This is a genomic window from Sulfurivermis sp., assembly GCF_059410345.1.
The window spans coordinates 324171-345621 of the sequence record NZ_JBLJDO010000001.1 but is presented as its reverse complement, the minus strand read 5'-3'; the positions used below and the strand labels follow the sequence as shown (position 1 = coordinate 345621).

The following is a 21451-nucleotide window of genomic DNA, read 5'->3' as shown; positions in this document are numbered from 1 at the left end:
ATTTAACCACAGTTGATCGCCACAAATCTGCCTCGACGGCATCGAATTCCAGTGTAGCCAGACACCGAAACCGGTGATACCTTGAACCGCATACCCACATCCGGCCAGCCTGATGCGCACTGCCTACATTTCCCACCGCGACTGTCTGTTACACAACATGGGCGACTTTCATCCGGAGAGCCCGGAGCGCCTGCATGCCATCGAGGATCGGCTGGTGGCGGCGCAGTTGATGCCGCTGCTGCGCCACTACGACGCGCCGCGCGCCGAACGCGCGCAATTGTTGCGCGTGCATGACGCCGCCTACGTGGACGATTTGTATGCTCGCGCCCCACGACCAGGCCAGGCGCCGGTGATGCTGGACCCGGACACCTGGCTCGCCCCGCACACCCTGGAGGCCGCCCTGCATGCCGCCGGCGCCGCCGTCCTCGGCGTCGACCTGGTGATGCGCGGCGAAATGGAAACCGCCTTCTGCGCCATCCGACCGCCCGGCCACCACGCCGAACGCCACCGCGCCATGGGCTTCTGCTTCTTCAACAACGCCGCCGTCGGCGCCGCCCACGCCCTGGAGCAGCATGGCCTGGAGCGCGTCGCCATCCTCGACTTCGATGCCCACCATGGTAACGGCATCGAAGACATCTTCAAGGATGAGCCGCGCGTGCTGTACTGCTCCAGTTTCCAGCACCCCTTCTATCCCGCCACACCGCTGGCCGAACGCCCCAACCTGATCCACAGCAAGCTGCGCGATGGCGCCTACAGCGAGGAGTTCCAACAGGCCGTCACCGAACAGTGGCTGCCCGCGCTGGAACGCTTCAAACCGCAGCTGATCCTGGTCTCCGCCGGCTTCGACGCCCACTTCGAGGACGACATGTCCGGACTCAATTTCCTCGACACCGACTACGCCTGGGTCACCGAACGCATCATGGAGGTGGCCGCCGTTCACTGTGCCAACCGCGTCGTCTCCATGTTGGAAGGCGGCTATGTGATGAACGCACTCGGTCGCAGCGCTGCGGCGCATATCAAGGTGTTGATGGGAGTGCATTGAACGATTGCGGCACGCCGATGCCGCCAGACTAGGCTATGCTTGGACGCAGGGCCGGACACAACGGCCTGCACGACAACGGGAGGATACGATGCAGCGCAGGGTCACCATCGACGGCAACGAAGCGGCCGCCACCATTGCCCACCTCACCAACGAAGTCATCGCCATCTATCCCATCACCCCCGCCTCGCCCATGGGCGAGCATGCCGACGAGTGGTCGGCGCAGGGGCGCAAGAATCTGTGGGGCACGGTCCCCACCGTCATCGAGATGCAGAGCGAGGGCGGCGCCGCCGGCGCACTGCACGGCGCATTGCAGGCCGGTGCCCTGTGCACCACCTTCACCGCCTCGCAGGGCCTGCTGTTGATGATCCCCAATATGTACAAGATCGCCGGCGAGCTGACGCCGATGGTGCTGCATGTGGCGGCGCGTTCGCTGGCGGCACAGGCGCTGTCCATCTTCTGCGATCACTCCGATGTGATGGCCACGCGCGGCACCGGCTTCGCCATGCTGTGTTCCAACTCCGTGCAGGAGGCCCTGGACATGGCCCTGATTGCCCAGGCGGCGACGCTGGAGGCGCGCGTGCCGATCCTGCACTTCTTCGACGGCTTCCGCACCTCGCACGAGGTGGCCAAGGTCGAGGCCATCGACCGCAGCGTGGTACGCGCCATGATCAGCGATGAGCTGGTGCAGGCCCACCGCGCCCGCGCCCTCAACCCAGAGCATCCGGTGCTGCGCGGCAGTTCGCAGAACCCGGATGTCTATTTCCAGGGCCGCGAGAGCGTCAATGGCTGGTATCAGCAGATGCCGGTGATCGTGCAGGCGGTGATGAATCGATTCGCCGAGCTTACTGGTCGACGTTATCACCTGTTCGACTACGTCGGTGCCGCCGATGCCGAACGGGTGATCGTGCTGATGGGTTCTGGCGCCGAGGCGGCGCACGAAACCGTCGACCACCTGCTGGCCCGCGGCGAGAAGGTCGGCCTGCTCAAGGTGCGCCTGTACCGTCCCTTCGATCCCACGGCCCTGCTCGCCGCCCTGCCTGCCAGCGTACGGCGCATCGCCGTGCTCGATCGCACCAAGGAACCCGGCGCCGATGGCGAACCGTTGTATAAGGACGTGCTCACTGCCGTGGCGCAATCCTACGCCGCCGGACAGTCACGTTTCGCCACCCTGCCGCGCATCGTCGGCGGTCGCTACGGTCTGTCCTCCAAGGAGTTCACACCCGGCATGATCAAGGCGGTGTTCGACGAATTGCAGAAGGATCAGCCGCGCAACGGCTTCACCGTCGGCATCCGCGACGACCTCACCCACACCAGTCTGGACTGGGATGCGAATTTCCGCACCGATGCCGCGCGCGCGGTGAACTGCGCCCTGTTCTACGGCCTCGGCTCCGACGGCACGGTGAGCGCCAACAAGAACACCATCAAGATCATCGGCGAGGCCACCGAACTGCACGCCCAGGGCTACTTCGTCTACGACTCCAAGAAGTCCGGCGCCATCACCGTCTCGCACCTGCGCTTCGGCAGGCAGCCGATCCGCTCCAGCTATTTGATCGGCGACGACGAAGCGCAGTTCATCGGCTGCCACCAGACCGTGTTCCTGGAACGCTACGACATGCTGGACAAGGCCGCGCCCAATGCCGTGTTCCTGCTCAACACCAGCGCCGCGCCGGGCGCGGCCTGGAATACCCTGCCACGGCGGATGCAGCAACAGATCATCGACAAGAACATCCGCTTCTATGTCATCGACGCCTACAAGGTGGCGCAGGAATCGGGCATGCAGCGCCGCATCAACACCATCATGCAGACCTGCCACTTCGCCATCTCCGGCCTGCTGCCGCGCGAGGAGGCCATCAAGGCCATCAAGCAGGCGGTGGACAAGACTTATGGCAAGAAGGGGCAGAAGATCGTCGAACTCAATTACCGCGCCATCGACGCCGCCCTGGCCAACCTGCACGAAGTGACCGTGCCGAGCAAGGTCACTTCTCTATTCGAACGCCCGCCGGTGGTGGCGGCCAACGCGCCGGAATTCGTGCAGAAAGTCACCGCCATGATGATGGCCGGGCGCGGCGACGAGCTGCCGGTCTCCGCCATCTCCGCCGATGGCACCTGGCCCACCGCCACCACGCGCTGGGAAAAGCGGAACATCGCGCTGGAGATCCCGGTGTGGGACGAGAAGCTGTGCATCGCCTGCGGCAAGTGTCCCTTCGTCTGCCCGCACAGTGCCATCCGCAGCAAGCTGTTCGACCCTGCCCACGCCAAGGACGCGCCACCCTCCTTCAAGCATCAACCTCTCAAGGGCAAGGAGTTCCCGGAGGGTGCGCACATCGTCTATCAGGTGGCGCCGGAGGACTGCACCGGCTGCGGCCTGTGCGTGGACATCTGTCCGGTGAAGGACAAGGAAAATCCCGGTCGCCGCGCCCTCAACATGGCACCGCAACCGCCTCTGCGCGAGCAGGAGCGCGTCAATTTCGAATATTTCCTCCAGCTGCCCGAATTTGATCGGCGTGAGGTGCGCAACACGGTGATGAAGAGCGCCATGCTGCTGCAACCGCTGTTCGAGTTCTCCGGCGCCTGCTCGGGCTGCGGCGAGACACCCTACCTGCGCCTTGCCTCACAGCTGTTTGGTGATCGCATGCTGGTGGCCAACGCCACCGGCTGTTCCTCCATCTATGGCGGCAACCTGCCCACCACGCCCTGGGCGCAGGACGCCAACGGCCGCGGCCCGGCCTGGAGCAACTCGCTGTTCGAGGACAATGCCGAGTTCGGCCTCGGCATGCGCGTGGCCATCGACAAGCAGCGCGACTACGCACAGGAATTGCTCAAGGCTCTGGCCGCCCACATCGGCGAGGAACTGGTGACAGGTCTACTCAATGCACAGCAGAACGACGAGGCCGGCATCCACGCGCAGCGCCAACGCGTCGCGGCCCTGCGCGAACGCCTGTCGAAGATCGATCGTCCCGACGCGCGCCAGCTGGACGCCCTGGCCGACAGCCTGGTGAAGAAGAGCGTGTGGATCGTCGGCGGTGACGGCTGGGCCTACGACATCGGCTTCGGCGGCCTCGACCATGTGCTCGCCTCCGGCCGCGACGTCAACATCCTGGTGCTGGACACGGAGGTGTATTCCAACACCGGCGGGCAGACCTCCAAGGCCACGCCGCGCGGCGCGGTGGCGAAATTCTCCGCCGGTGGCAAACCGACGGCGAAGAAGGATCTGGCGATGATCGCCATGGCCTACGGCGATGTGTACGTGGCGCAGGTGGCCTATGGCGCCAAGGACGTGCAGACGCTGAAGGCCTTCCTCGAAGCGGAATCCTGGCCCGGCGTGTCCATCATCATCGCCTACAGCCCCTGCACTGCCTGGGGTACCGACATGATCCACAACCACGCCATGCAGGATCGCGCCGTGCGCAGCGGCCATTGGCCGCTGTTCCGCTACGACCCGCGCCGCATCCCGCAGCAGGAGAACCCGCTGCAACTGGACTCCAAGGAACCGTCCATCGCCTACCGTGAATTCGTCAGCCAGGAGACGCGCTTCAGCATGCTGTGGCGCAGCCACCCAGAGGCGGCGGAACAGTTCCTCGGCCAGGCGCAGAAGCACGCCCTCAGCAACTTCCAGCACTACCGCCAACTGGCGGAACTGAGCTACGCCAAACCGGGTGAAATCCAGCCCGACAAGGCGAAGGAGTGATCATGGACCTGCGCACCACCTATCTCGGCCTGGAACTGAAGAACCCGCTGGTGCCCTCCGCCTCGCCCCTGTCGCGCAGTCTCGATGCGGCGAAGCGGCTGGAGGATGCCGGTGCCGCGGCGCTGGTGATGTATTCGCTGTTCGAGGAGGAACTGCTACATGACCAGACGGTGATGGATGACTACCTGCACAACCAGAGCCTGGGTCACGCCGAGGCCAGCAGCTTCCTGCCGCTGCACGGCGACATGCCGTCCAAGCGCGAACGCTATCTGGAACAGTTGCAACATCTGAAACGCAGCCTCGACATACCCGTCATCGCCAGCCTGAACGGCGTCACCCCCGGCGGCTGGATCGACTATGGCACTGCATTGCAACAGGCCGGCGCCGACGCGCTGGAGCTGAATGTGTATTACGTCGCCGGCGACCTCGACATCAGCGGCGCCGAGGTGGAACAACGCTACATCGATCTGCTCGGCGAGCTGCGCCGCCACGTCACCATCCCCATCGCCATGAAGCTGTCGCCGCAATTCAGCTCGGTCGCCAACATGGTGCGCCGGCTGGAACAGGCGGGCGCTGCCGGCGTCAGCCTGTTCAACCGCTTCTATCAACCGGATATCGACATCGACAGTCTGCGCGTCGCGCCGCAACTGCACCTGTCCACCTCCGCCGAGGCCCTGCTCGCCATGCGCTGGATAGCGATCCTGCACGGCCGCGTCAAACTCACCCTCGCCGCCACCGGCGGTGTGCACGACCACAGTGACGCGCTGAAGATGCTGCTCGCCGGCGCCGACGTGGTGCACCTGTGCAGCACCCTATTGCTGCACGGCCCGCGCCGCCTCGCCCATATCCTGCGCGGCATGGAGCAATGGCTGGAGGAGAGTCCGTACGAATCGCTGGAACAGATGAAGGGGGTCTTGAGCCAGCGCCACGCCGGCGACGCCTCGGCCTACGCCCGCGCCAACTATCTACAACTACTGGACAGCTATCTGCCTGGCGTAAGCATTTGACCTGAAAACACCCTCCCCACGCCGTGGGGAGGTTTGGGGAGGTCCGCAGCGGCGTTACCGATGTTTTCGCACGCCCCGGCAGCACCGCCCGGCATGATTCAGAACCTGCGCGCGAACCGCACCGACACACCGCTGCGCCCGCCGCTCTCCCACACCACGCCGATGGTGCCGCCCGGGTCCACATGCAGGTCCACGCCGACCCAGCTGGTGGTCTTGTTCTTCACCTCGATGCTGCGCGTATAGGTCAGAGTGCCGCTGGCGATCTCGTCGCCGCTCAGGCTGCCATGACGCGCACCGCCATGCAGATCGACCCGGCCCAGGTGTGCCACCAGACCCGCCGCCACCCCGCCGTCATACCAGGTGATCTCCGTGCGCTGCCCGCCGCCGCTGCCGGAAACAGACTGCACGCCATAATCGCCCTGCACCCAGGCATCGAGCGGACCACTGCGCAGGGGCCAGAACCGCACCGCCACCGCGCCGTAGTGTCCCGCCAGACTCATACCCTGGGTGGCCGGATTACCGGTCTGCGTCAGACTGGCATGCCCCAGGTCCAGGCTGGCATCCAGTTGTGGGCCGTAGATGCCCGTGATGGTCAACCCGAGACGGCTGACGCTGGTATCGATATCCACCCCGGCGCTGCGCAGCGTCATGTCGCTGCGTTGGCCATACAGCGCCAAATGCAACGGCTCCGCATGGAGCGGCAGGCTCACCACCAGAACAGATAGCGCGACTGAGAGAAAGAGGATACGCATGACGATTTCGCCACCTGGCGCAGTCAAACCTGACACCGAGTTTACACCCTGCGGCGCAGACGCAGCATGCGCACCACCAGATACACCGCCAGCGCCGCCAGCACATGCTTCACCGTATGCCCGCTCACCCCGAGTCCCCAGGCATAGATGACACGGTCGAACAGCTCCGCACCCAACGCGAGGGCATACAGAAAAACCCCGGCCAGCAGATAGGCGCCGTGACTGTAGCGGGCCGGCAGCAGCAACAGGATCAACACCGCCAGCAAGGCGCCGCCCTGAAAGGCGACATAAGGCAAGATGTTCTCCCGGCCGAGAACCGCGCTGTACCGCCACCACAGCACGGTTCCCATCCCCGCCACAACCAGCAGCGCCAGCGACCACAGGCCGACGCGGGCGCTCCAGCGCTCGGCAATCAGCGCCGCGATCAGGGCGGCGAAGGCCACGCTCATCGGCAGGCGGTCCCAGAACAGGCGGTGGTTGTCCGGCGCCAGGTGATAATAGGCCGAGCCGATGCCCGTCGCCGCCAGGGCGAGAAACAACACGCCATAGGGCAGACGCTCCGCCCGAACGCCCGCTGTTCGCGCCACGGCACGCCAGCCAAGGACAGCCACCAGCAGAAACGCCGCGTTGGAAATCACGTTGAGAACATTCGGCAGCCCAAGCCAGGCGCGGCCGTCGGCGAAGCGGTGATACTCCTGCGGCTGGGCCAACGGCGGCAACCACAACAGAAGTACCGTCAGCACCGCGACCAGCACCAACGACAATACGCCGACATGGAACCGCGACAGGCTCATGGCGCCACCAGGTGCGCGGAGAGAAAGGCATCCAAGCCCTGCACATAGGCCCCGCCACTCAGCAGAAACCCAGTGTTGTGATCGCCGCGCAGTTCCAGCAACGTCTTGGGTGGGTGCGCCGCGTGATACAGCGCCAGGCCGTGGTGATAGGGAATGATTTCGTCCTGCGGGCTGTGCACCACCAGCACCGGACAGTGCACCGCGGCAAGAGAGGCCCGGGTGTTGTACTGCAATCGGGCAAGCCGGCGGGCCGGCAACCACCAATACAATTCCGCCGCCAGCTCCGGCACCGAAATGAAGGCCGACTCCAGGATCAGCGCCCCCGGCCGCTCCCGTGCGGCCAGCCAGGCAGCCAGCGCCGCGCCGAGCGAGCGGCCGAACAGCACGATGCGCTCCGGCGCCTCGCCGCGCACGCTGACCAGATGGTCCCAGGCGGCCAGCGCATCCTGCTGCGTCCCCTCCTCGCTCGGCCTGCCCTCGCTTTGGCCATAACCGCGGTAATCGAAGATCAGGACATTGAGCCCCAGGCGGTGAAAGATATGCAGCGAGTCCAGCCGGTGCGAGATATTGCCGGCGTTGCCGTGAAAGAACAGCAGCGTCCCGCGCGCCTCACGCGCCGGCAAATACCAGCCGTGCAAAGCCACCCCATCGGCTGTCTGCAACCAAACCTCTTCATGGGGAAGGCCGATATCCGCCGGACTGGCCACCAGTTCGCGGCCCGGTATGCCCGGCAGGTATAAAAGACTCTCCTGGCCGAGATAAAGCACCAGCAGCAAGGCCGCATATACACCGGCGACGGTTATTAAAGCATTGCCCATGGGCCTGTATTTACGTGACATACCGGCAGCATAGCCGACGGCTGCGCGGATGCATCTATAAGACGGGGGGAATCATCAGATTACGCATTGAATCGCCAGCACCGTTCGAAACCACATGGTCATGGTATAAATGGCGGTTACCCCTCCGGACATATCCGTACGTGCAGAATTGCCGCATACGGCTCCTGCCTCGGGTCATGACGCGAAACGCTCCGACGGGTAAGAATGCACCGGTCACGGATAGAGCAAATACCTTTTTGTCAGACAGCTAAGGAAGGTCTGAATAAGTCCATCCTGGTCTTCTCAGCCCACGAGAATTAAAAGTGTGATTTTCGGTTCGCTTCATGTTCCAACGACATATGGTCGTTGGAACATGGTGGCACATCCCTGTACCGCGGAAGCTCTGAACTTATTCAGAGCTTCCCTAAAACGCTTACCCGTCATCCCCTTCTTTTGGCTTCGGCGGTTCAGACTGGCAAACCATGCCTGGCACACTGCCCAGGCATCGTAAGCCCGATACAACGCAACACTGCCGTGCAGGGCATGCCGGACACCGCTACCGCTCTATCCGACCTAGGGAACCGGAGAAAGCCCCTGTTGACCCAAGAAATATCTTGACAAAAAACACTAAATCAGGCTTATACCGATGCCGACCCGCACGTTGAGCCCGCGACGTGAGCCCATCTCCTGAAACCAGAAAAAGCCATAAGGAAGGACGCAAATGGCACTACCTGCACGACACTCCAACAATCAACAAATGCCTTTCGGCCCATGGATAAAATCTTACCGCATCGCTTGGTTGGCGCTATTTGTATCAAGTCTGGTGGCTTGTAGTGGCGGTGGCGGCGCAACAGTCGCCGCGCCAGCTGCGCCGGTGCTGAACCTAACACCAACGGCGATCAAGACCTTCCGTTTCAGCTGGACGGATATCTCCGCCGAGACCGAATACCGCCTACTGGAGAACCCAGACGGGTCCTCCGGCTACACCCCGGTGGCCACGATGGCGGCGGATACCACCGGCCATGACCTTGAGGTATTCCTGCCCGGACGCATCAACGCCAGCTACGTCCTGCAGGACTGTAACAGCGGGGGGTGCAGCGATTCCAGCCCTGTATTCGTCAGCGACACCCTGGCCGCGGCGGCGGGTTACGTCAAGGCCTCCAACACCGGAGCTGACGACCGGTTCGGCTCGAGCGTCGCACTGGCGGCCGACGGCAATACCCTGGCGGTGGGGGCCCCTTATGAGGACAGCAACGCCACCGGCATCGATGGCGAGCAGGACAACAACAGTGCCTCGGGCAGCGGCGCGGTCTACGTTTTTACCCGCAGCGGCGCTGTCTGGTCGCAGCAGGCCTACGTCAAGGCCTCCAACACCGGGGCGAACGATCTGTTCGGCTGGAGTGTCGCACTGGCGGCCGATGGTAATACCCTGGCAGTCAGCGCGTATGGTGAGAGCAGCAACGCCACCGGCATCGATGGCGAGCAGGACAACAACAGTGCCTCGAACAGCGGCGCGGTCTACGTTTTTACCCGCAGCGGCGCTGTCTGGTCGCAGCAGGCCTACGTCAAGGCCTCCAACGCCGAAGCGGGCGACCTGTTCGGCTGGAGTGTCGCACTGGCGGCCGACGGCAATACCCTGGCGGTGGGCGCACGTAGTGAGGACAGCAACGCCACCGGCATCGATGGCGAGCAGGACAACAACAGTGCCTCGGGCAGCGGCGCGGTCTACGTTTTCACCCGCAGCGGCGCTGTCTGGTCGCAGCAGGCCTACGTCAAGGCCTCCAACACCGGGGCGAACGACCTGTTCGGCTGGAGTGTCGCACTGGCGGCCGACGGCAATACCCTGGCGGTGGGCGCACGTAGTGAGGACAGCAACGCCACCGGCATCGATGGCGAGCAGGGCGACAACAGTGCCACGGACAGCGGCGCGGTCTACGTTTTCACCCGCAGCGGCGCTGTCTGGTCGCAGCAGGCCTACGTCAAGGCCTCCAACACCGGGGCAAACGACCTGTTCGGCTCGAGTATCGCACTGGCGGCCGACGGCAATACCCTCGCGGTGAGCGCGCCTAGTGAGGACAGCAACGCCACCGGCATCGATGGCGAGCAGGGCGACAACAGTGCCTCGGGCAGCGGCGCAGTCTACGTTTTCACCCGCAGCGGCGCTGTCTGGTCGCAGCAGGCCTACGTCAAGGCATCCAACACCGAAGCATACGACGAGTTCGGCTGGAGTGTCGCACTGGCGGCCGATGGTAATACCCTGGCAGTCAGCGCGTATGGTGAGAGCAGCAACGCCACCGGCATCGATGGCGAGCAGGGCGACAACAGTGCCTCGGGCAGCGGCGCAGTCTACGTTTTCACCCGCAGCGGCGCTGTCTGGTCGCAGCAGGCCTACGTCAAGGCATCCAACACCGAAGCATACGACGAGTTCGGCTGGAGTGTCGCACTGGCGGCCGACGGTAACACCCTGGCAGTCAGCGCGTATGGCGAGGACAGTAATGCCACCGGCATCGACGGCGAGCAGGACAACAACAGTGCCTCGGGCAGCGGCGCGGTCTACCTCTATTGACCTGCTCCGGAATCACCGGGGTCAAGCAATCAATGGAGTCCGTTGACTATCAATCCCTAGATTCAGAGGAGATATGGCATCGTAGACCCGATATGGCGCAGCAGTATCGGTGCATGTAAGTTCGGGGGCCCCATTAGCAACCCCCGGTCAGCAGGAAACGACGCAGTATTTCGACAACAACTCCGGCGCCGCGCTGTAGACCTTGCCGCTGTCTTCCACCAGATAGGCCTCCTGTTCCTCGCCCTGGAGCCAGGCGGGGATGAGGAAATTGGCCAGGTAGCCGTAGCTGTCCCAGTGGGTGTTGGAGGCGTCGGCGCCGGCGCGCTCGGCCAGGCATTTGGCGACTTTTTCGCTGGTGGCCTGATCCAGTTTGCGGTCGTGCTTGAGCCAGGCCTGGAACAGGTCCTTGCCATATTGCACGACGACGGCCGGTTCGAAGCCTTCCACTTTCAGTTTGTTGAGGCGGGCGGTATTGAGTCCGCTGAGGAGGGTCATGCCGTGTTCGCCGTGGGGGCGGATCAGTACGGACTGGCCGGCGCGGTTTTGTTCGCGCAACAGGTCGACGAGGCCCCAGAGCTGGGTGAGATAGAGACCGTCGTGGGTCAGGGTGGAGCCGCCCTTCTTGCGGGTGGCGATGTCGAAGCGGGCGATGTCCATGGCGATGATCTGCCGTTCGATGACGTCCTGCTGGTGAATGATTCCGCTCATGGTTGTCCCCGACACACAGATTGTTGTTATGGCGTGCTGAGTTTAGCCTCGATGGATGATTTGATCCGCACCCCTGCTCCCGGCTGAATGGCATTAACGCGAAAATCCACCGCCGGATCAAGCCCCCTTTGACCTGCCTGAATACTCAAGCTTTGCGCCGATGCCGCTCCAGCACGCGCAGCAACGCGGCGGCCTTGTCCAGACTTTCCTGATATTCCTCGGCAGCAGTGGAGTCGGCGACGATGCCGCCGCCGGCGGCAAAGCAGACTTGACCGGCGCTGTGCACCAGGGTGCGGATGGCGATATTGGTGTCCATATTGCCGTCGAAACCGATGTAGCCGATGGCGCCGCAGTAGACGCCGCGGCGATGAGGCTCCAGTTCTTCGATGATCTCCATGGCGCGCTGCTTGGGGGCGCCGGTGATGGAGCCGCCGGGGAAGCAGCCGCGCAACAGGTCGAAGGCGTCATGTCCGGCCGCCAGTTCGCCGCTGACGGTGCTCACCAGATGATGCACGGTGGCGAAGCTTTGCACCTCGAACAGGTGCGGCACCTGCACGCTGCCGGGGACGCAGGTCTTGCCCAGGTCATTGCGCAGCAGGTCGACGATCATCAGGTTCTCGGCGCGATCCTTGGCGCTGTGACGCAACGCCTCGACCTGGGCGTGATCCTCCACCGGATCGGCCTTGCGCGGCCGCGTGCCCTTGATGGGCTTGGTCTCCACCCGACGGCCGTGCAGTTGCAGGAAACGCTCGGGGGAGGCGCTCATCACCTGGCCGAAGGGAAAATGGAGCCAGGCCGCAAAGGGGGCGGGATTTTCCCGCCGCAGGGTGGCATAGAGGGCGAAGGCATCGCCCTGCGCCGCGGCGCAGAAGCGCTGCGCCAGATTGACCTGATAACAGTCGCCCTCGCGCAGATAGTGCTGCACACGGGCAAAGGCCTCACCATATTCTGCCTCGCTCATGTCACTGGCCGGTGCCGTAGCCAATTCAAACACGCCCGGCGCGGCCGGCGACGCCGTCAGGGCCTGCCACTGTCGCAATGCAGCCTCGTCGCCCGTCAGCCAGCAGCGCCGCTCCTGGTGGTCCACCACCACCGCCCAGGTGTAGATGCCCACCGCCATCTCGGGCAAGGCCACATCGTCCTGCGCGCGTTGCGGCAACTCAGCGATGCGCCGCGCCAGGTCATAGCCGAAATAGCCCACCGCGCCGCCGCCGAAGGGCGGCATCGCATCCTGCACCCCATGACGAGCCATTTCACGGCGCAGCAGCCGCAGCGGGTCATCGTCGTTTACCTCACAGACGCCCTGCCTACACAACGTGGTCTGCGCGCCCCGCGTGACCAGCGTGGCCACCGGCGCTGCCACGATGATGTCGTAGCGATCGCGCCCGGCGCTGTCCAGCCACTGCGCCCAGGGATGGGCGGCAAGGGGGCGAAACAGTTGCTGGGTGTCGGCGTGATAGGGCAGCGGATGACAGGTGGGTGTCACGGTGGCGGGCGTCTTCGCATCGATTACGGATGAGTATCTTAGTGGATTCTGATTGGCCTTTGAAAAAGGCCGGAAATACAGTCGCCTATAGCATTACTGTCATGCCACCTCAGAGGTATATGCCCCCTTCCGGCAAGCTTCTATAACCCATCTTGATGTAAATCAAGGTAGGGAAGTCAGTTATTTAACTATAACGTCAACCGGCCATAGCAGTCTCGTGGCGTCAAGCGGTAACAACAAACCGGCGGCCAAGGAGGAATCAGAATGAGTGAAACCTTTACAAAAAGCATGGCCAGAAACATCTACCTGGGGGGTAGCGTATTTTTCATCCTCCTGTTTCTGGCCTTGTCGTTCGACACACTAGGGGCGCTGCCCAAGCGTGATAATCGCCAGAACATCACGCCGCAGGTGGCATTGGGCAAGAAGGTATGGGAGGAAAACAATTGTCTGGGGTGCCATACCCTGCTGGGTGAAGGTGCGTATTTCGCGCCGGAACTGGCCAATGTCTACACCCGTTTCGGCGGTAGCAAGGAAGCCATCATCGGCTTCATCAAGAGCCGCCCGGTGGAAGGCATTCCGGGCCGTCGCAGCATGCCGCAGTTCAATCTCTCCGACGAAGAGTTGGAGGCCGTGGCTGAATTCCTGAAATACACATCAGAAATCAACAGCGCCAACTGGCCGCCAAACATCCAGGGTTAAGGGGGAGACGACGTCATGCAATATTCATCTCAAGCTGTTGCCAAGCCCTATTTCATCGCCGCCATCGGCCTGTTCATAGGGCAGATACTGTTCGGCCTGATCCTGGGCACGCAGTATGTCATCGGCGATTTCCTGTTCCCGGAAATCCCCTTCAACGTCGCCCGCATGGTCCACACCAACCTGCTGATCGTCTGGTTGCTGTTCGGTTTCATGGGTGCGGCCTACTACCTGGTGCCTGAAGAGGCAGAACGGGAGTTGTTCAGCCCCAAGCTGGCCATCGCCATGTTCTGGATCTTCCTGGTGGCGGGTGCGTTGACCATCGTCGGTTACCTGATGGTGCCGTATGCCACCTTGGCCGCGATGACCGGCAATGATCTGCTGCCGACCATGGGACGCGAGTTCCTGGAACAGCCGACCATTACCAAGATCGGTATTGTGGTGGTGGCCCTGGCCTTCCTCTACAACATCGGCATGACCATCATCACCGGCCGCAAGACCGTGGTGAACATCGTGCTGCTGACTGGTCTCACCGGCCTGGCCGTACTGTTCCTGTTCTCCTTCTACAACCCGACCAATCTGGTGCTCGACAAGATGTTCTGGTGGTGGGTTGTGCACCTGTGGGTGGAAGGCGTCTGGGAACTGATCATGGGCGCCATTCTCGCCTTCGTGCTGATTCGCCTCACCGGCGTTGACCGCGAAGTCATCGAGAAGTGGCTGTACGTGATCATCGCCATGGCCCTGATCACCGGCATCATCGGCACGGGTCATCACTACTACTGGATCGGCACCCCGGAATACTGGCAGTGGTGGGGTTCCATCTTCTCTGCCCTGGAGCCGATCCCGTTCTTCATGATGACCGTGTTTGCCTTCACCATGGTGAACCGCCGTCGCAAGGAGCACCCGAACAAGGCGGCCACCCTGTGGGCGCTGGGCTGCGCGGTGATGGCGTTCCTCGGTGCTGGCGTGTGGGGCTTCCTGCACACCCTGGCTCCGGTGAACTTCTACACCCACGGCTCACAGATCACGGCGGCTCACGGTCACATGGCGTTCTACGGCGCCTACGTGCTGATCGTAATCACCATGATCTCCTACGCCTGGCCGCACCTGCAGCACAATGCACCGGCTGCCAACGGCCGTGCCCAGCTGTATGAAATGTGGTCGTTCTGGCTGATGACCGTTTCCATCGTGTTCATCACCCTGTTCCTGACCGGTGCCGGCATCCTGCAGGTCTATCTGCAGCGTGTCAGCGACACCCCGCTGCCGTTCATGGTGGTGCAGGACAAGATTGCCCTGTTCTACTGGCTGCGCCTGTGGAGCGGTGTGATCTTCTTCATCGGTCTGTGCCTGTACGTATACAGCTTCTTCGTGAAGGAAAAGAAATCTCTGGCCTCCTCATAGTGGAGCTCTTGTGGGGGGCGCTCGCGCCCCCCTTTTTTTATCCCGTCCATTTTGGTGCCTGAGGCACCGCCCTGCTCACACGACATGGCGCTCGAACTCACAATGGACACTCCAGCAGAACACGATACCGGCGCCCTGCCCGGTGACTTTGCCATCTGGATATTCATCTTCGCCGAGCTGCTGGTATTTGGCGTGTTCTTTCTCGCCTATGCCTTCGCCCGCGCCAATAACGTCGAACTATTCAACGAATCCCAACTCCAGCTCGATCGTATCGCTGGCGCCGCCAATACCATCGTGCTGCTGACCAGCAGTTATTTCGTGGTGCGCGCCGTCGCCGCCATTCGCCTGGATGATCCCCGGCGCTGCGGCCACTGGCTGCTGGCCGCCATCGCCATGGGCGGTATATTCCTGGTCATCAAGATGTTCGAGTTTGGCGCGAAGTTCGCCGCCGGCATCTCGCTCAGCACCAATACGTTCTTCATGTTTTATCTGTCGCTCACCTTCTTCCACTTCATGCATGTGATACTCGGCATGGTGATCCTCGCCGCCGTGCTGTTCAAGGCGCGCAGCGGCGGCTACAGCGCGAGTAATCACGTGGGTGTCGAGACCGGGGCCTCCTACTGGCACATGGTGGATCTGGTGTGGCTGATCCTGTTCCCGCTGGTCTATGTTATTCACTAGAACCATGACGACGACACCACGCATCCGCCCCTGCACCGCCATCTGGCTGTTGCTGCTTGCGCTGACCGGGCTGACCTGGTTCATCGGCCAGGCCGGCGTCACGGGCCTGGGCATCGTGGCCTTCGTGCTCATAACCACACTGTTCAAGAGTCAAATGGTGGTGGACTATTTCATGGGGCTGCGCCATGTGCGCCCGTTCTGGCGCGGCCTGCTGTTTGGCTATCTGGTCGTGGTCTGCGGCCTGATTGGCGTGGCGTACTACATCAGCCTGACATAACGATACCGGGAGGAGACCCGTATGACCGCTTCCGCACTGCACCGCGAGGCCGCCGACAGCGAACTGCCGTTCTACCAGCCACAGGGCAACGAGGTGGCACTATTCGAGTATGCCTACCACAACCAGTTGCCAGTGCTGATCAAAGGGCCGACCGGCTGCGGCAAGACGCGCTTCATCTCCTATATGGCGGCGCGTCTCGGTCGCCCGGTGCACACGGTGTCCTGTCACGATGACCTCACCGCCGCCGATCTGGTCGGTCGCCATCTCATCGGCGATGGCGCCACCTACTGGCAGGATGGCCCGCTGACCCGCGCCGTGCGCGAAGGCGCCATCTGTTACCTGGACGAAGTGGTGGAGGCGCGCAAGGACACCACCGTGGTGTTGCATCCCCTGTCTGATGATCGCCGCGTCCTGCCCATCGAGCGGACCGGAGAACTGTTGCAGGCACCGCCGGAGTTCATGCTGGTTGTCTCCTACAATCCCGGCTACCAACACCTGCTCAAGGGCATGAAACCCAGCACGCGCCAGCGCTTCGTCGCCCTGCGCTTCGACTATCCCGATACCAAGACCGAGCAGGAAATCCTCATGGGCGAAACCGGCATCGACGCCAATCTGGCTGCGCGGCTGGTGAACCTGGCACAGTCGTTGCGCAAGCTGCAGGATCACGATCTGGAGGAAGGCGCCTCCACCCGTCTGCTGGTCTATACCGCCACCCTCATCAAGAACGGTTGCGAGCCCCTGGCCGCCTGCCGCGCCGCTCTGGCCGAGCCGCTGAGCGACGATTTGGAGACCGTGCAGGCCTTGATGGAGGTGGCGGAGGCCAGTTTCGGCTGAACATCATGAACAGCACCCCCCAGGCAGATGCGGCGCCGCCCGGCCAGGGTATCGCCGTGATGGCCGAGAGTCTCTATCTCGCCAACCTGCTGCTGTTGCCCGGTGTCTGCTTTCTCGCCCTGCTCTGGCTCTATTTCCGTCATCACCGCACCAGCCCCGCCCTCGCCCGCTGCCATCTGCGCCAAACCGTCGCGGCCAGTCTGTGGGCCGGTGTGATCCTGCTCTGTGTCAACGCCCTGATACTTATCGGCGGAGGCTGGCAATCGGCCCATGTGTGGATGTATGTGATCATCTATTTCACCGCCGGACACAGCACGCTGATCCTGCTCGGCATGATGGGCCTGGCCAAGGCCATGGCCGGCAAGCAGTGGCGCTATCCCCTGTTTGGGGTGCGTTGCGATGCATAAGCTGCAATCGCTGCGCCTGTGGGCGCGCATCGCCTTCTTCGCCCTGTTCGTGCTGGCGCCGCCGCTCGACATCTTCCGCCTTGACCTCAAACTGGGGCATTTCATTCTGTTCGGTCAATACTGGACGCTGGGACTGGATCCGTTCCTGCGCGGCGAGACGGGAACCGGTCATGCCGTCGCCAACCTGCTGCTGCGCGGCTTTCTGCCCATCGCCCTGATCATCGGCACCGGGGTATGGGTGTCCTGGAAATATGGCCGCCTCTACTGTGGCTGGCTGTGCCCGCACTTCTCCGTAGTGGAAGCCATCAATGCGCTGATGCGCCGCGCCTTCGGCCGACCCACCCTGTGGGAACGGCATGAGCTGCCTGAAGAGCTGCCCGATGGCCGTCGTCTGCCGCTCAATCCCGCCTACTGGCTGGCGGTGGGCCTCGCCGTAGTCGGCTTCGCCTTCCTGTGGGCACTGTCCCTGCTCACCTACCTGTGGCCACCGTTCGAGGTCTACGCCAATCTGTGGCGCGGCGAGCTGACCCGCTTTCAGTTCATCTTTCTTACCGCCGCGACCATCGTATTCATGATCGAGTTTCTGCTGGCACGCCACCTGTTCTGCCGTTTCGGCTGTGCCGTGGGTCTGTTCCAGAGTCTGGCCTGGATGGGTAACAAGCGCGCCATGGTGGTCGGCTTCGAGCGTGACCGGGTCGATGCCTGCATCGACTGCAATGCTGCCTGCGACAACGCCTGCCCCATGCGCCTCAAGCCACGATCCACCAAACGCCATATGTTTACCTGCACTCAATGCGCCCGCTGCCTGCAGGCCTGCGATCAGGTGCAGACAGACAATCCGCAGGGGCCACTGTTGAAATGGGTGAGTGACGAGAACGCACTGGATGTATCGGCGCGTGACTTTGGCAAACATCTGTCAGGTGATGCCAAGCATCACGATACGGGCCCGCACGACAAACCTTGAGCATCGAGCGCATCCTATGGAAGAACTCGTCGGCAAACTGTGGCACAAGCTCATCTCCCGCGCGGCGGATCAAAGCCACGCGGAGGCGGCGGTTACCCTGGACGAAATGCGCACCACGGTGGGCGTGCTGTTTCGCGCCCTCGGTGGCGACGGCGGACTGCGCGTGGAGACGGCCACAGCAACCGAGCACGGTGCGCGCCGCCGCTGGTTGCAGCGAATCGCCGGCAGCGGCAGCAACGTTGAACTGGCCTGGCGTGATGGCGAAACCTTGCGCCTGCCGGGCCAGGTGGCACTGTTCGCCGAACGCAGCCTCAACCGTGATCTCTATCTATGGCTGGCGACACTGGCCGCCTGCGCCGACGATGAGCGCAACCTGCCGCGCCCCTGGCTGGCGCGCAACCAGGTACTGACCATGCGGGTTCTGAACCGCTATCCCGGCATGAAGCCACGCTACGCCCGGCTGTGTGCGGCACAACTGGCGTTACGCCCCACCACGACGGAACTGAGCGCCGATGAGACCGCGCAGGAGCTGGCGATTCAGCAGGCGCTGCGCGACCCCGGTAGTGTGGCGACACTGCCGCCGGCACGCCGCGCCCCGCAACCGGTCTATCTGTGGCTGCACCCCTCGCCTCCGCTGCAACACGCCGTCGGCGGCAATCAGGACGACGATGCCGATGAAGGCGACGGCAAGACCCGCGACGGTGAAACGCGCAAACGCCACGGCGAACGCGTGGATGCCACGGAACGCGAGGCGGGCATGATCGCGTTACGTATGGAAAATATCCTCACCTGGGGCGAATTCGTCAACGTCAACCGGGAAACGGAGGAGGATGAGGACGGCGCCAGTGTGGCCGCCGAGATGGAAACATTGAGTATTACCCGCAACAAGCGCACCGTGGCCAGCCGACTGCGTTTCGACCTGGACCTGCCCTCCAGTGAATACGATGACCATCAACTCGAAGGCGACATCCTGTTGCCCGAATGGGACTACCGTCGCCGCGAGCTGCGCCGCGACTATTGCCGTTTGCAACCCATGCTGGCACGCGATGCAACGACGCAGGACCTACCCCCACACCTGCGCCGCACCGCCCATCACCTGCGCCGCCAGTTCGAGGCGCTGACGCAAAACCGCACCTGGCTGCGCGCCCAGCCGGATGGCAGTGAGATGGACCTATCGGCCTGGCTGGACTATGCCGTCGCCCGTCACAGCGGACATCCCATCCACGAACAGGGACTATATCGTGATTTCCGCAACAACCAGCGTGACCTGGCCTGCCTGTTACTCGCCGACCTGTCCCTGTCCACCGACGCGGCGGTCAACAACGAACAAAAGATCATCGATGTCATCCGCGACAGCCTGTTTCTGTTCGCCGAGGCGCTATCGGCCGCCGGGGATCGTTTCGCCATGTACGGCTTTTCCTCGCGCCGGCGTGAGCATGTGCGCTTCCATACCCTCAAGGCCTTCGATGAACGCTATGACGGTGCCATACGCGGGCGCATCCAGGCCATCCGTCCCGGCTATTACACCCGTATGGGGGCTGCGCTGCGCCAGGCCAGTCGATTGCTGGAAACACAGCATGCCGGGCGCCAATTGCTGCTGCTGCTCACCGACGGCAAACCCAATGACCTCGACCATTATGAGGGCCGTTATGGCATCGAAGATACACGCCAGGCCTTGCACGAGGCGCGCCAGCAGGGCTTACACCCCTTCTGCGTCACCATCGATCAGAAGGCCGGAGATTACCTGCCCCACCTGTTTGGCCCCGGCAACTACGTGGTCATCCGCCGGCCGGATGAACTGCCGCAGCAGCTACCGCTGCTCTATGCACGACTGACCGGCAACTAGCCAGTACACATGAGCAAATAAGCACATTCACCGACATTGATGTCCTTGGCGCGCCATTACCTATCGATAATTGCTTTTTCTCCTCCAGGCATCAGGGTTTGACCTATGTCAAAGCCCGTGCAACCGAGGCCTGCTAAAAAATGACGACCGATTTGATTGGGAATCACCATGGCAGGCACCTTCTGGAAGACCTTTAGCGCCGCACCACACCGGATGATGATGTTTGGCGGCGCCGTGCAACTCGTCGCCGTGTTGCTGTACTGGGGTATTGAACTGACCGGACGCTACACCGGCGCGTGGAATGCGCCGGCGACGACGATACCCGGCATCTTCGCCCACGCCTTTTTGATGCTTTACACCCTGTTCCCATTTTTTATCTTCGGTTTCCTGATGACCACCTATCCGCGCTGGATGAGTGGCGAACCAATTCCTGTCTCCCGCTATCAAACGGCATTTCTGCTGCTGGCTGGCGGCGTCGTGCTGTTCTATTGCGGCCTGTTTTCATTCCGCACGCTTGCCATCGCCGGCAGTGTATTGCTGCTGGCCGGATTTGTCGTCGCGCTGTATTCCCTATGGCAGGTCTATCGCCACGCACCAGCCAAAGACAAGTTCTATGAGACATGCCTCAACGTCGCCCTTATCGGCGGCGCAATGGGCGTAATGTCCTATCTGATCTGGCTGGTCAGCGGTAATGGATTTTGGCTGCAGCTATCCATGCAGGCTGGGCTGTGGTGGTTTCTTCTCCCCATCGCCGTGACCGTCGCCCACCGCATGCTGCCCTTCTTCAGCGTCAGCGTGCTGCGCGACTATCAGATCTATCAGCCCAGGATAACCCTGCTACCGATGCTGGCACTGCTCGCGCTGCACGGCCTGCTGGAGAGCTTCATGCTGACACGCTGGCTATGGGCCGTAGACATCCCCCTGCTGCTGCTGGCCATCCTGCATAGCGTCAAGTGGCAGTTACGCCGTTCATTCGAGGTACGCCTGCTCGCCATCCTGCATGTGGCCTATGCCTGGCTGTCCATCGCGCTGATCCTCTATGTAATCAACAGTCTGGCATTATTTTTCAAATTCGGGCCCGTGCTGGGCCGCGCGCCCTTGCACGCCATCGCCATCGGATTTCTGTTATCCATCACGCTGGCCATGGCCAGTCGCGTCACGCTGGGCCACTCCGGCCGTGAACTGAAGGCCGATACCACTACCTGGGTATTGTTCTGGGGACTGTCTGGTGTCGCAATATTGCGAATTGTCGCCGAACTGCCCCTCGGCCCCCACTTCAACCTGTTGGCGGCACTCGCCTGGCTGATCATCGCCACGCTGTGGTCCGTCAAATATGCCGTTATCTACCTGCGTCCACGGCTGGACGGAAAACCGGGCTGACCTGCATGAGCGATCATCACAGCACCAGCAAAGCCACCGCGCCCCACCTCCTTCACCCCGTGAGGAACACCACCATGCACACCAAAGAGCGAGATAACTGCTGT

Annotated in this window: 18 protein-coding genes; 13 read left to right on the top strand and 5 right to left on the bottom strand. The window is 62.6% G+C overall.

Annotation, left to right across the window (positions count from 1 at the left end; translation table 11 throughout):
* Nucleotides 1–109 precede the first annotated feature (109 nt).
* The 3 genes from ACMV8A_RS01640 (at nucleotide 110) to ACMV8A_RS01630 (ending at nucleotide 5737) form a co-directional block, all read left to right on the top strand.
* Nucleotides 110–1042 (top strand): histone deacetylase family protein, encoded by a 933-nt coding sequence (locus ACMV8A_RS01640; protein ID WP_495324003.1) that lies wholly within the window; start codon nucleotides 110–112, stop codon nucleotides 1040–1042.
* Nucleotides 1043–1130: 88 nt separating this feature from the next.
* A complete protein-coding gene (gene nifJ, locus ACMV8A_RS01635; RefSeq protein WP_495323972.1) occupies nucleotides 1131–4730 on the top strand; it encodes a pyruvate:ferredoxin (flavodoxin) oxidoreductase in 3600 nt (1199 codons plus the stop codon).
* Between the two features lie 2 nt (nucleotides 4731–4732).
* The gene (locus tag ACMV8A_RS01630) at nucleotides 4733–5737 is read left to right on the top strand and encodes a dihydroorotate dehydrogenase-like protein (RefSeq protein WP_495323971.1); all 1005 of its coding nucleotides are present in this window, start codon (nucleotides 4733–4735) and stop codon (nucleotides 5735–5737) included.
* 98 nt (nucleotides 5738–5835) lie between these two features.
* Here the strand turns inward: ACMV8A_RS01630 and ACMV8A_RS01625 are convergent, their stop codons facing one another.
* From ACMV8A_RS01625 to ACMV8A_RS01615, 3 genes are read right to left on the bottom strand one after another with little or no spacing between them, the layout of a single operon-like run.
* On the bottom strand, nucleotides 5836–6489 hold the full coding sequence (locus tag ACMV8A_RS01625) for a hypothetical protein (RefSeq protein ID WP_495323970.1): 654 nt from the start codon (nucleotides 6487–6489) through the stop codon (nucleotides 5836–5838).
* A gap of 41 nt (nucleotides 6490–6530) precedes the next feature.
* Entirely contained in the window at nucleotides 6531–7283 is a 753-nt protein-coding gene (locus ACMV8A_RS01620; protein WP_495323969.1) for a ceramidase domain-containing protein, read from the bottom strand.
* Complete coding sequence (locus tag ACMV8A_RS01615) at nucleotides 7280–8101, bottom strand: alpha/beta hydrolase (RefSeq protein WP_495323968.1); 822 nt, start codon at nucleotides 8099–8101, stop codon at nucleotides 7280–7282. The genes ACMV8A_RS01620 and ACMV8A_RS01615 overlap by 4 nt, the downstream gene beginning before the upstream one ends.
* An 874-nt stretch (nucleotides 8102–8975) precedes the next feature.
* Here ACMV8A_RS01615 and ACMV8A_RS01610 point away from each other — a divergent pair.
* A complete protein-coding gene (locus ACMV8A_RS01610; RefSeq protein WP_495323967.1) occupies nucleotides 8976–10667 on the top strand; it encodes an FG-GAP repeat protein in 1692 nt (563 codons plus the stop codon).
* Nucleotides 10668–10814: 147 nt separating this feature from the next.
* Here the strand turns inward: ACMV8A_RS01610 and ACMV8A_RS01605 are convergent, their stop codons facing one another.
* On the bottom strand, nucleotides 10815–11375 hold the full coding sequence (locus tag ACMV8A_RS01605; protein WP_495323966.1) for a DNA-primase RepB domain-containing protein: 561 nt from the start codon (nucleotides 11373–11375) through the stop codon (nucleotides 10815–10817).
* 145 nt (nucleotides 11376–11520) lie between these two features.
* Nucleotides 11521–12861 carry an aminodeoxychorismate synthase component I gene (gene pabB / locus ACMV8A_RS01600; protein WP_495323965.1) on the bottom strand — a complete coding sequence of 447 codons (1341 nt, stop codon included), beginning with the start codon at nucleotides 12859–12861 and terminating at the stop codon, nucleotides 11521–11523.
* Between the two features lie 264 nt (nucleotides 12862–13125).
* On the opposite strand from pabB, the gene ACMV8A_RS01595 reads away from it, so the two are divergent.
* The 9 genes from ACMV8A_RS01595 to ACMV8A_RS01555 all read left to right on the top strand — a co-directional run bounded on the left by ACMV8A_RS01595 (nucleotide 13126) and on the right by ACMV8A_RS01555 (nucleotide 21347).
* Complete coding sequence (locus ACMV8A_RS01595) at nucleotides 13126–13560, top strand: c-type cytochrome (protein ID WP_495323964.1); 435 nt, start codon at nucleotides 13126–13128, stop codon at nucleotides 13558–13560.
* Nucleotides 13561–13575: 15 nt separating this feature from the next.
* Entirely contained in the window at nucleotides 13576–14958 is a 1383-nt protein-coding gene (locus tag ACMV8A_RS01590) for a cbb3-type cytochrome c oxidase subunit I (protein ID WP_495323963.1), read from the top strand.
* Nucleotides 14959–15060: 102 nt separating this feature from the next.
* Entirely contained in the window at nucleotides 15061–15639 is a 579-nt protein-coding gene (locus ACMV8A_RS01585) for a cytochrome c oxidase subunit 3 family protein (RefSeq protein ID WP_495323962.1), read from the top strand.
* Between the two features lie 4 nt (nucleotides 15640–15643).
* The gene (locus ACMV8A_RS01580; RefSeq protein WP_495323961.1) at nucleotides 15644–15916 is read left to right on the top strand and encodes a cytochrome C oxidase subunit IV family protein; all 273 of its coding nucleotides are present in this window, start codon (nucleotides 15644–15646) and stop codon (nucleotides 15914–15916) included.
* A 21-nt stretch (nucleotides 15917–15937) separates the two neighbouring features.
* Nucleotides 15938–16750 (top strand): CbbQ/NirQ/NorQ/GpvN family protein, encoded by an 813-nt coding sequence (locus ACMV8A_RS01575; RefSeq protein ID WP_495323960.1) that lies wholly within the window; start codon nucleotides 15938–15940, stop codon nucleotides 16748–16750.
* Nucleotides 16751–16755: 5 nt separating this feature from the next.
* A complete protein-coding gene (locus ACMV8A_RS01570) occupies nucleotides 16756–17157 on the top strand; it encodes a hypothetical protein (RefSeq protein WP_495323959.1) in 402 nt (133 codons plus the stop codon).
* Entirely contained in the window at nucleotides 17150–18121 is a 972-nt protein-coding gene (locus tag ACMV8A_RS01565; protein WP_495323958.1) for a 4Fe-4S binding protein, read from the top strand. Before ACMV8A_RS01570 ends, ACMV8A_RS01565 begins: the two co-directional genes overlap by 8 nt.
* A gap of 16 nt (nucleotides 18122–18137) precedes the next feature.
* Nucleotides 18138–19967, top strand: a complete 1830-nt coding sequence (locus ACMV8A_RS01560) for a nitric oxide reductase activation protein NorD (protein WP_495323957.1) — start codon at nucleotides 18138–18140, stop codon at nucleotides 19965–19967.
* Between the two features lie 168 nt (nucleotides 19968–20135).
* Entirely contained in the window at nucleotides 20136–21347 is a 1212-nt protein-coding gene (locus ACMV8A_RS01555; RefSeq protein ID WP_495323956.1) for an NnrS family protein, read from the top strand.
* Nucleotides 21348–21451: the final 104 nt, after the last annotated feature.